This is a genomic window from Nostoc edaphicum CCNP1411 (assembly GCF_014023275.1).
GTDB classification, from domain to species: Bacteria; Cyanobacteriota; Cyanobacteriia; order Cyanobacteriales; family Nostocaceae; genus Nostoc; species Nostoc edaphicum_A.
The window spans coordinates 7,226,448-7,239,084 of sequence record NZ_CP054698.1 but is presented as its reverse complement, the minus strand read 5'-3'; the positions used below and the strand labels follow the sequence as shown (position 1 = coordinate 7,239,084).

Sequence of the window (12,637 nt, the reverse complement as noted above, 5' to 3'; positions counted from 1 at the left end):
CAGTTGAGTTCAGCAATTTTTCCCTTCTCTTTCTTCTCTCTGTGTCCTCTGCGCCTCTGCGGTTCGTAAAAAATATAATAATTATCACAAAATATGACCCAGCCTGAATCCAAAGATTATCGTGCTTTAATGCAAAATGCTCTCCAAGAGTTGCGGGATTTACGTAGCAAAGTCAAGGCACAAACAGAAGCCATCGCCATTGTGAGTATGGGATGCCGTTTTCCCGGTGGGGCAGATACTCCCCAAGCATTGTGGGAACTGTTACGCAATGGCATTGATGCCATTACAGAAGTACCGAGCGATCGCTGGCAGTTAGATAAATTCTATAACCCCGATCCAAGTGTTCCCGGTAAAATGTATAATCGTTATGGGGGTTTTATTGGGCAATTACAAGAATTTGACGCAGACTTTTTTAGTATTGCCCCTAGAGAAGCTGTTTCTCTCGACCCGCAACAGCGTTTGTTACTCGAAGTCAGTTGGGAAGCTTTGGAAAATGCAGGCATTCCTCCAGAACAACTGGCAGATAGTCCTACGGGTGTTTTTATTGGTCTTAGTAGCAATGACTATTCAACTCATTTATTAAATCGTCCCGTCACAGATATAGATGCTTACTTAGCAACTGGTAATTCCCACAGTACTGCTGCTGGTCGTCTATCCTACACACTCGGATTTACAGGCCCTTCTTTAGCTGTTGATACCGCTTGTTCTTCCTCATTAGTGGCGGTACACCTGGCCTGTCAAAGTCTGCGTCGTGGTGAATGTAATCTTGCTTTAGCAGGTGGTGTAAATCGTATTTTATCACCAGAATTTACGATTAATTTCTCCAAAGCACGGATGCTTGCCAATGATGGACGTTGTAAAACCTTTGATGCCGCAGCAGATGGCTTTGTTCGGGGCGAAGGCTGTGGTATCATCGTCCTTCAGAGATTGTCAGATGCCATTGCCGCCGGGTATCCCATCCTTGCAGTCATTAAAGGTAGTGCTGTCAACCAAGATGGACACAGCAGTGGGTTAACGGTTCCCAACGGCCCATCCCAACAAGCTGTTATCCGCCAAGCATTAGCAAATAGCACAGTCGAACCCGCAGATATTACTTACATTGAAGCCCACGGTACTGGTACAACTTTGGGTGATCCCATTGAAGTTGGTGCATTAGGGGCTGTGTTTGGTGACAATCATACCCGCGATCGCCCTTTATTGATCGGATCGCTGAAAACTAACATTGGACATCTCGAAGCGGCGGCGGGAATTGCTGGATTAATCAAGGTGGTTTTGGCATTGAAATACGGTGAAATTCCCCCTCATTTGCATTTTGAGCAACCCAACCCCCATATTGCTTGGGAACAATTACCCGTCACCGTTCCCACTACCTGCATACCTTGGAATTCTGGCAAACGGCTGGCTGGTGTCAGTTCCTTTGGCTTTAGTGGCACCAATGCCCATATCGTATTAGCAGCAGCACCTACAGCAATTCAAAACAAAGATAAAATTGAGCGTCCTCTGCATCTTCTAACTCTGAGTGCTAAAACCCCTACAGCTTTAGAACATCTCGCCCGTAACTATGTAGCCTATCTTAGCCAATATCAAGATGTTTCTTTTGCAGATGTTTGTTTTAGTGCCAACACGGGGCGATCGCACTTGGAATATCGTTTAGCTATAGTTGCCGATTCTCCTACCGTCGCTTGTGAAAAATTATATCATTTTGTTGACAGTCAAGAAAATATATCTGTCTCCAATGCTGCCGTTGGTGAGGCGGTGCGGAAATTTTACCCCACCCTAACCCTCCCCTTGCAAAGGGGAGGGAACCGGAGATCAGATTTCCCCCCTTTGCAAGAGGGTGGGGACTTGATTTCCGGTTTCCCCCCTTTGCAAGGGGGGATTAAGGGGGGTAATACATATCAAAAGGAATCCAACCGTACTGACACCGTTGGGGTTTCTCAACCACATCCAAAAATCGCCTTTCTCTTCACCGGACAAGGCAGCCAGTATATCAATATGGGTAGAGAATTGTATGACACTCAATCCTCTTTTCGCCAGCAAATTGATTACTGCTGCGAGTTATTGCATCCCGAATTAAACTTAGATTTGCGAAATCTACTTTATTTTGCCCAATCCCCAGCTTTAGACCAAACTATCTACACCCAACCAGCCTTATTCATCCTTGAATACGCCCTCTGTCAACTATGGCTATCTTGGGGAGTGAAACCTGATTTTCTCATGGGCCACAGTGTTGGTGAATATGTCGCTGCTTGTATTGCAGGAGTCTTTAGTTTAGAAGATGGACTAAAGCTGATTGCCACCCGCGCCCGTCTGATGCAGCAGTTACCCCACGGTAAAATGATTGTGGTGGCTGCTGCTGCGTCTCACTTACAAGAACTAATTCTACCCTTCAGTCAACAGGTATCCATTGCAGCTGTCAATGCACCCAATAACACAGTGATTTCCGGCGAAACCGTTGCTGTTGAACAAATCGCCGCTATATTGGAAGCCCAAGGCATCAAAACCACACCTTTACCAGTTTCCCATGCTTTCCATTCTCCTTTAATGGAGGCGATGCTGACAGAATTTGAGCAAGTCGCCCGTACTATCAACTTTCATCCGCCGCAATACCCAATCGTTTCTAATCTTACTGGCAAAATCATCGGTACAGAAATTGCCACACCTGAATATTGGTGTAGTCATATCCGCCAGCCAGTGCAGTTTTTTGCCGGGGTTCAAACCCTGATTCAGCAAGAGTGTAGTGTATTTTTGGAAGTTGGAGCCAAGCCCATTTTACTCGGTATGGCGCGATCGCTAGTAGGGGATGAGGGAAAATATCTCTGGTTGCCCAGTTTACGAGCCGGACAGGAGGATTCGCAGGTAATATTATCAAGTGTGGCGGCGCTTTATGAGCGAGGAGTTCAGCTTGATTGGCACAGATTTGACCGAGGGTATAACCGTCAGCGTCTTGATGTGCCAAATTATCCTTTCCAAAGAAAGCGTTTTTGGGCAGAAATTACCCCATTCTGTCCCCCCTTACCAAGGGCAGTGGGAGGGTTGAGGAGGGAGCGTGTAGATGTTCATCCTTTATTGGGGCAGAAAATACACTTAGCTAAATCGGCTAATTTATACTTTGAGCAAGAGCTTGCTGATAATTATCCCATATATCTGCAAGACCATCAGGTATTTGCCCAAGTAATTTTACCAGGAGCCGCCTACATAGAAATGGCATTGGCAGCCGGAAAGGAAGTTTTTCAAAGCGATCGCCTATACTTAGAAAATATTTCTTTGCAACAGGCTTGCATTTTCACCCCAGATTCCCCACGGATTGTACAATTCATTCTCACTGACAGCTACGAATTTGAAATTGTCAGCGCTACAGAAAATGCTTGGACTGTTCATACAACAGGAAAAGTAGGTGTGAACAAAGATGTTAATCCAAATGGGATTTTTAATTTTTTAGAACAGCAACGGCATTGTACCCAAATTACAAATATTGCCGACTTCTACCAAAATCTCAAAACGGTTGGCATTGATTACGGCGAAACCTTCCAAGTCATTACCCAACTCTGGTACAATGAGAATCAATCACTCGCAGAGATTCATTTACCAGAAATATGTACTGAGCGTAGTGGTTATCAATTCCATCCAATAGTTTTGGATGGATGTTTACAAGCGATCGCAGCTATTCTATCCCATAACTCCACATCATCTGTTTATCTGCCCATCGGTGTGGATCGCTTGACTATTTGGGGAACAGTCGGGGAAAATCTATGGAGTTGGGTACAACTGCGTCAAGCAGATATTTCATCACCAATTATAATTGCAGATATCCAAGTTTTAACGCCCGAAGGAGTAGCGATCGCAACTTTTTCAGGACTACAACTGAAAGCTGTGGAATCACAAAGTATTTTTGCTGGAGATTCCTCAGCAGACTGGCGAGAATGGTTGTACGAGGTGGAATGGCGCACCCAATCTCACCATAAGCAGACATCTTTGCTTCCTTCTCCAGAGATGATTGCTCAACAGTTAGCACCTCAATTCACGAAACTGTTAACAAAACCGGAGATCCAGAACTATGCAGAATTATTACCCCAGTTGGAAACTCTGAGTCTTGTATATGTTGTTGAAGCGCTGCAACAGTTGGGTTTATCTTTGCAGATGGGTGAACATTTTTCTCGGCAGCAATTACAAATTATACCTGAGCAAGAACAATTATTTATACACCTGCTGGAAATATTAACAGCCGCAGGTATTTTCCAACAACAAGATGAACGGTGGTATGTGCGACAGTCTTTCAATGTTGGACAAGCACAAATTCTCCAAGCACAACTACAAACAAAATACCCATCTGCTTCAGCAGAACTCACGTTAATTGAACGCTGTGGTTTACATTTATCAGAGGTGTTGCAGGGACGATGTGAACCTTTACAAATATTATTTCCCAATGGAGACTTGAGTGCGATCGCTCAACTGTATCAAAATTCCCCTGGTGCCCAGATGATGAATACTTTGGTACAGCAAGCGGTACTCTCAGCTTTAGAAAACTTACCGTCTGGGCAAACTGTAAGAATTCTGGAAATTGGTGCTGGTACAGGGGGAACTACAGCTAATCTTTTACCGCAACTTGCGACGAAATCAGTGGAATATGTTTTTACTGATATTTCTCCACTATTCTTAGCAAAAGCACGCGAACAGTTTTCAGATTATACCTTTGTTCGTTACCAAAGTTTGAATATTGAACAGCCAATTATATCTCAGGGATTTACTGCCAACAGTTTTGATATTATTATTGCCGCAAACGTTCTACACGCCACCAAAGATTTAAGCCAAACCATCACCAACGTCAAATCCTTACTCGCACCCAACGGATTATTGATACTTTTAGAAGGTACTCGTCCAAGTAGTTGGCTGGATTTAATTTTTGGTTTAACTGAAGGCTGGTGGAGATTCCAAGACAAAGATTTGCGTCCGACATATCCCTTAATTTCTACCCAGCAGTGGCACAATTTATTACAAGTAAATGGATTTACTAACGTTGCAGATATTACCCCTAACTCCGTGCTTCCAGAAGTATTGGCTCAACAAGCAGTCATTGTGGCACAGTCAGATCAAGAAAGTGGGGAATGGTTAATTATCACAGATTATTCTGAGTTGGGAGATGCGATCGCACAACAATTACAGCAGCAACAGCAATTATGTACCATTTTGGCTCCTGAATCTCAGTTTCACCCCTCCCTAACCCTCCCCTTGCAAAGGGCAGGGGACTTGATTTCCGGTTTCCCCCCTTTGCAAGGGGGGATTAAGGGGGGTAATTCAATCAAAAACATTGTTTATATTTCCAGTTCACAAGAACACATTGAGACTCTACCTCAAGACTGTTACGCTGAATGTACCAATGTTCTCAACCTCGTCCAAGCCCTAATTCAAAAGCAAAATCAGCCCATTAGCCTCTGGCTAGTGACTCAAGGTGCAGTCAATCCCACCTCCACAATCACAGGATTGATGCAGTCACCTGTATGGGGTATGGGTAAAGTCATCCGTTTGGAACACCCAGAATTCAATTGTCGCTGTGTGGATTTAGATCCGACAAAAGCAGCAATTTCCCAAATTGATACCCTCGTAACCGAATTCATGCACCCTTCCCAAGAGGAGGAAATTGCCCTCCACTCAACTGGGCGAAAGGTAGCACGATTAACTCGCTTCACTAATCCTGAAAAATTACTTGCTGTTCCCGAACAGCCTTACCGCTTAACCATCGGTACACGCGGTTTACTCAATTCCCTACAATGGCAAACCTCACAACGTCGTCAACCGCAGCCAGGGGAGGTAGAGATTCAGGTACGGGCGACGGGATTAAATTTTATTGACGTATTGGATGCTTTGGGACTACTACCTTTCGATCGCAACTGGTTTGGTGTTGAATGTGCCGGTGAGATTGTCGCTGTTGGTGAGGGCGTAAGTGAGTTTAGCATTGGTGATGCCGTCGTAGCCTTAGCTGCTGATAGTTTTAGCCGATATATTACGACTAACACCAGCTTTGTTGTTGCCAAACCCGACTTTTTGAGCTTTGAGACAGCCGCGACAATTCCCGCCAATTTCCTCACCGCAGAATATGCCCTGCGAGAAGTTGCTGCAATTCAAAAAGGACAGCGCATCCTGATTCACGCCGCCACAGGGGGTACAGGTATGGCAGCTTTACAAATTGCTCAACAAGCTGGGGCGGAAGTCTTTGCTACAGCAAGCCCAGGAAAATGGCAAACACTGCGTTCTTTAGGTGTTCAACACATCTTTAACTCACGCACCTTGGATTTTGCTCAAGAAATTCTAGAAGTAACTGATGGTGAAGGTGTAGATATCGTATTTAATTCCCTCGCTGGTGAGTTTATTCCCGCCAGTCTAGAGGTTCTCAAAGCCAACGGATGCTTTATTGAAATTGGCAAACGGGGAGTTTGGAATTCACAAAAAGTTGCCGAAGTCAAGCCAAAAGTTGCCTATCACCTGGTGGATTTGATGAATGTCGCTGGGCAAAATCCTCAACAGGTGCAATCCTTGTTGCATCGTCTCATGGCACAGTTTCAAAGCCAAAAGTTGCAACCTTTACCCCACAAAGTTTTTCCTGCCCAAAAAGTGGTGACAGCATTGCAGATGATGCAACAGGCGCAACATATTGGCAAAATTGCGATTACCCACGAACCAACAGATAAAAAACTCCACCCACAAGGGGATGGAGTTTTTGGGCATAGGGAATGGGGCATGGGGCATGGGGAAAAAGTAACCAATGCCCAATGCCCAATGCCCCAAGCGACGGGGCGACTATCCTTCTACAGACACCTGGGGATGGAGTTTCCCGTCGCTTTCAATGAAGATTTGGAAACATTGCCAATTCATCCCGAAGGAACCTATTTAATTACTGGTGGTATGGGCGGTTTAGGTTTACGCGTTGCCCATTGGTTAGTTGAAAAAGGTGCGAAATACTTGGTACTCGTGGGACGTAGCAGCCCGACACTAGAAGCACAGTCACAAATTCAAGCATTACAAGCCACAGGTGCTACGGTTATCACAACTCAGGCAAATGTTGTTCAGTCAGAAGATTTAGCAGCAGTCCTAACTAACATCCAACAAAACTATCCGCCTTTGCGTGCTGTCATTCATGGAGCAGGTGTTTTAGATGATGGAGTTTTACAGCAACTAAATTCGGAACGGTTGCAGTCTGTGATGTCTGTAAAAGTTGCAGGCGCTTGGAATCTACATCTTTTGACCCAAAACATACCTTTGGATTATTTTATCATGTTTTCCTCTGCCGCTTCCCTCTTAGGTTCTCCTGGACAGACAAACCATGTAGCCGCTAACACATTTCTCGATACCTTAGCACAGTATCGACACAGCCAAGGATTACCAGCATTGAGTATAAATTGGGGCGTTTGGTCAGATATCGGTGCTGCTGCCAAACGTCAAATTGCTACTAAAATGAGTTTACGTGGTATTGGTGCGATCGCTCCTAACCAAGGTATAGATATTTTAGAGTTTCTCCTGACACAATCTAGCGCTCAAGTGGGAGTAGTACCAGTGAATTGGTCTGAACTCCTAGCCCAAGGTTTATCTTCTCCTTTCTTTACAGACTTTCAAACCCAAGCACCATCGCCCATTCATCAAACTTCCCAGCTAATGCAGCAATTAACATCATTGGGAGTGAGCGATCGCATTTCCTTATTGATCACCTACTTGCAAACTGAAGTTGGTAAAGTTTTAGGTTTACCACCTTCTCAATTACCAAATGCCCAAGTAGGATTCTTTGATATGGGTATGGATTCTTTAATGATGGTAGAATTACGTAGTCGATTGGAAGCCACTTTGAATAAAGCGATCGCTTCCACAGTCCTTTTTGAGCATCCCACTATTCAATCCCTAGCGCACCACATTGCCAACGAATTCCTACTAAACACAGAACAAAGAGAATTAGCGCAGACGATGATTGTCTCTGAACTGGAAAATTCCATCTCAGAACAGGGTATTGAAACCTCAATTACAGATGAACTAGAAGCTATAGAAGCTTTGCTCAAAAGTCAATAACTGTAGTCTAGTGCAGGGTTAGCACGTCTCATATCATGTCCGGTTAAAGACTTATCATTAAAGCAGCAGAGGGGCAGGGTTTTTGGGTGCAAACAAGAAAATTGTTGGCTCACATTAACCCGGATTTCTCACCACATCTCTCAAAACCTTGTTCTTGAGCAGGGAGCAGAGGAGAGTTCAAATACCAAGTTCTTTCCCCTCTGATCTCAAGCTTGTGAGAAATGCGGGATTAAGGGTCTTGTCCACTTTTGGTGATCCTGTTCGGGGATATTAGTTTTGGCGATGACGCGGAAGGCCCGCCGATAGCGATCGCTGACCCAATAAAATTTCCTGTCCTACTTCTATCGAATCGACCATCTTCCATGTACACAATACGATTGGCAATATCTAAAATACGATTATCATGAGTCACTAGCAAGATGGAACACCCTTGTTCTTTGGCTAGTTTTTGCATTAAATCTACGACATCGCGACCAGTCTTACTATCTAAAGCAGCAGTAGGTTCATCAGCCAGAACTAAACTAGGAGAGTTTACCAAAGCACGAGCAATTGCAACCCGCTGTTTTTGTCCGCCAGAGAGGTTTTCTGGATAGCTATTAATTTTTTGTCCTAATCCAACAGCTTCAAGTATAGATTTTGCTCGGCGTTGAGCCTTCTGCTTAGTCATCCCAGGCTGGATTTGAAGCGACATTTGGACATTCTGTTGAGCTGTTAAAAAACTCAGCAAGTTATGTGCCTGAAAAATATAGCCAATATTACGTCGCACTTGCACTAATTGGTCTTGAGTAGCTCCGCATAGCTCTTGCCCAAAAACTTTTAAACTACCGATTTGGGCTGAACGTAAAGCACCAATTAAAGTTAGTAAAGAAGTCTTACCAGATCCTGATGGCCCGGTCATAATTACAATTTCGCCTGGTTGAATTTTTAGATTAATATCAAACAGAATTTGTTTACGCAAGACTCCTCGACCGTAGTAATGGCTGAGATTTTCAATATTGACAAGAGGTTCTGACCGCATAATAAAACTATAGGAAAGGATATTAAAATATGTCAGCTGGGTCTGCTTCTCGAAGCTTGCGTATTGCGATGCTACCAGAGACAAAGCACATGACAAACGTCAAAACTAGCACTAGCAAGTTTTTATCAAGCTGCATAAACATCGGCAAGAGTGTGGCAGTGCGGGTGAGTTCATATAAACCCCAAGCAATTAGTACTCCAGGTAAAAATCCTAGCGTGGCTAAAATCATTGCTGCTTGAAATACAACACCAGAGAAGAAGGAATCTTTGTATCCGATCGCTTTGAGTGTGGCATACTCAGGGAGATGATCGTTAACGTCAGTATAAAGTACTTGATAAACGATAATCGTCCCGACAAAAAAGCCCATAACTGTACCAAGTATAAAAGTAAAACCAATAGGTGTGCTGCCGCTCCAGTAGTTTACTTCAAAGTCTTTGTATTCTTGTTTAGATAGTACCTTTACATCTTTGGGTAAGTTTGCCCTCAAATTTCCCAACACTTTTCCTACATCTACACCTGGCTTTAGTTTAATCAAACCAATATCAATTAATCCTGCGGTTCTACGTTCTTCAAATATTCTTAAAAAATTCAGATCGCTGGTGATTAAAGTGCCATCAGAACCAAAAGTAACTCCTAATTCAAATAAACCACCAACATTAATTCGCCGTTCCTCTACCTCTGTAATTACGCTTTTTTGCTGCTTAAACAAAGTGCTAATCGGCCCAAATTCAGTACGTGAACCCCAATCGAATAAAACTACATCAGGCTTTTTAATCTTATCTAGATTTTCAGCTACCCCTGGCATGTTGAATACTTGATTGTCAGGATTAATTCCATAGATCCGAATATTACGGGTAACACTAGGATTTTGCGGATTTTTCCAGATTCCAGAATCTACATAGATAGGGCTGACAGATTCTACTCCTTGAAAGCCCAATACTTGGTATAGCCGCCGTTGGGAAAATTGTTTCATGGCAATTAAGGCCACTGAGCGTGGACTAATCAGCACAATATCGCCTTGTAGACTGCTGTGCATACCAACTGCACTATCAAATAGAGCAGTTAGAAATCCCATCTGCATGAACATTAGTACCACGGCAAAGCTGATACCTGAAATCGCCACGAATAGCCTCGTCTTCTCCCGGATCAATTGCAACCATGCCAGGGGAATTTTATTACCACCAAGAAAAGATAAATTAAAATTTATCATTGCATCACATAAGTTAATTTGAGTGTAATGTTTAGAACTTAAAATTGAGAACTTCTACTCTTCTAAATTGATATAAATACACCACTCCCAACTTCCCATTCCCAAATTAAGGATTAATTGCTACTTCTACTTTGAGATTGATCAAACTCATAATTCGCTGACTGTCTTTCGGTAACAAACTGATTTTGACTTCAGCAACTCTGGCATCAACTGCTGCTGCTGGATCGTCATTGAGGACATCCCGCTTACCAATTTGGGGAATGATCCGGTATACAGTTCCCTGTAGTTTTCCAACAAAGGCTTTGTTAAGACTGGTGATAGTAGCTTTTTGCCCTATCTTCACTTTGGCAAGATCATTTTCGTAAACTTCAGCGATTACGTCCATTTGCCTAGTTTGTCCAATATCTGCGATCGCCTTAGTACCAACCATCTCTCCCGCACGAGTATGAATTTTTAAAACTTGACCATTCTGGGGTGCGGTGACAAAGGCAGTTTCTAAGTCTGCTTTGGCTTTCTGCTCAGATGCTACAGCACTAGCAATTTCTGCTTCAGCTTCCTGGATATCAGTCGGACGAACTTCTGCAATACTAGTTAGGGTAGATTTAGCTTGATTGAGTTGTCCCTGAATTGTTTCAACAATTTGGCGTTTTGAGTCTAGGAGTGAAGCAGAAATGGCTCCAGTTTCCTGTAGATATTTGTACCGTTGATGTTCTGTTTGGGCAATTCGTAATTCTGCCTCCAAGCGAGCGATTGTTGCTTTTTGTGCTCCTAAATCTCCCTGTTTCGCTCCGGCTTTGACTTTGGCTAGCCGTGCTTGGGCTACTTCAACTTGTCTTTGAGCCTGTTTCAAAGCAGCTTGCAATCGTTCGCGGCGATCGAGAACTGCGATCACCTGACCAGATTTCACCCAATCTGTGTCTTCCACCAATAGTTTCTCAACTCGTGCGCCTTCTAAGAAAGTGGGCGCTGAAACTTGAATTACTTCTCCGTGAGGTTCTAAGCGTCCTAAAGCAGTTATCGTCTCTACAACTTTTTGTGCTTGAGGTAAAGGGGTCTGTATGCCAGTCTGATTCTCAACCCCGGTTTGGGAACTCACCTGTTTCCAAACCACAAATCCACCTATTCCCACTGCTGCTGTCGCTCCCAAGATGCCAGCCCATTGAACTATAGATTTAATCAATGGTCTATGCTTTTTCTCGGTAATTAAAGAAACTTCTTGTTCAAACATAAAAATACCCCACTTTATTATTAGGTGGATATACACGTTTTTTCAAAAAAAATTTAGCTGTTCCGGGCTATTGAAACCGTAGTAGTTAAGCTTGAAAGCAATAGATTAAAGCGTTCTTGACCTAAGCTTTCCACTATATGAGCTTGCGTTTGTTGCCATAATGGTAAGGCTTGTGCCAAAACAGAGCGTCCTTTATCCGTCAAGGTTACTACTCGCACCCGTCGATCCTCACCAGGATTAATTTGAATCAATCCTTCTCTTTCGGGAGGCTTGAGGTTTCGCGTCAGCGTAGTTCGATCCATGACTAAACCTTCAGCTAAATCACTGATTGCTACTGAGCCGAGAATTGAGATGGCAACTAGAATTGTCAGCTGAGTAACCAGCAGACCACTTGGCTCTAGCTTTTCATCAAAAAGTTGTGTAACCGCTCTAGATGCTTTACGAAGGTTAAAGCAGGCGCAGGTATCCTCAATAGTAATCAATTGAGTCAAATCTAACTCAGTAGCTTGCTTTTCCATAAATGAATTTTTTTAATCATAAATTAAGTGTATATACAATTAATTCTAGCTTGTCAAGTTAATATTTACAATTAGCTCAACTTTATCCATTTACTCCGCAACGCGATCGCTTCAGATGAAACCTTTGTGGGACAGTAGTTTTACTTTTTTAACTTCGTCACATAATCTGTGACGTGGAAAAAATATCTGCCAAAAAGCCAGGGTTTTCGCCGGAGAAAGAAAACCGAGTTCTTAATTTTGGATAAAGTCGAGCTTAGAGGATATCTAAAGAGTAAGAAAGCTCGCGCAACTATATCCTGTCAGTATAAAAACTACTCAAGTATGACAGCGACGTTGAGACAACAACAATGGTATCCAAGAAAACTGGGTATGCACTCAGGAAAGAAAATTAAGGTATGTAAAAGACACGTACTGATTGATACTTTGGGCTTACCAATAGTTGTGGTCATTACTACCGTAATTAAATAGCACAACGGTAGCTTGAAGACAAAAATGGGTAATGTTTTTTAAGATAACGTGATTAATAACACAATAAATTGTATTTTACACCCTCATTGGCGGCTATTTTTTAAGCATTAACCTGTCAAAAATAGGATTAGACTAAAAAATTT

5 protein-coding genes are annotated in these 12,637 nt (G+C 43.1%); 1 reads left to right on the top strand and 4 read right to left on the bottom strand.

Annotation, left to right across the window (positions count from 1 at the left end; genetic code table 11):
• Positions 1 to 93 precede the first annotated feature (93 nt).
• Complete coding sequence (locus HUN01_RS35825) at positions 94 to 8,052, top strand: type I polyketide synthase (protein ID WP_238845871.1); 7,959 nt, start codon at positions 94 to 96, stop codon at positions 8,050 to 8,052.
• A gap of 229 nt (positions 8,053 to 8,281) precedes the next feature.
• On the opposite strand, the gene HUN01_RS33050 is transcribed toward HUN01_RS35825, so the two are convergent.
• From HUN01_RS33050 to HUN01_RS33035, 4 genes are all read right to left on the bottom strand, one after another.
• A complete protein-coding gene (locus HUN01_RS33050) occupies positions 8,282 to 9,070 on the bottom strand; it encodes a DevA family ABC transporter ATP-binding protein (protein ID WP_181929703.1) in 789 nt (262 codons plus the stop codon).
• Positions 9,071 to 9,092: 22 nt separating this feature from the next.
• On the bottom strand, positions 9,093 to 10,280 hold the full coding sequence (gene devC, locus HUN01_RS33045; protein WP_181929702.1) for an ABC transporter permease DevC: 1,188 nt from the start codon (positions 10,278 to 10,280) through the stop codon (positions 9,093 to 9,095).
• A 106-nt stretch (positions 10,281 to 10,386) separates the two neighbouring features.
• On the bottom strand, positions 10,387 to 11,508 hold the full coding sequence (locus HUN01_RS33040; protein WP_181929701.1) for an ABC exporter membrane fusion protein: 1,122 nt from the start codon (positions 11,506 to 11,508) through the stop codon (positions 10,387 to 10,389).
• Between the two features lie 53 nt (positions 11,509 to 11,561).
• On the bottom strand, positions 11,562 to 12,026 hold the full coding sequence (locus HUN01_RS33035) for a MarR family winged helix-turn-helix transcriptional regulator (protein WP_181929700.1): 465 nt from the start codon (positions 12,024 to 12,026) through the stop codon (positions 11,562 to 11,564).
• Positions 12,027 to 12,637: the final 611 nt, after the last annotated feature.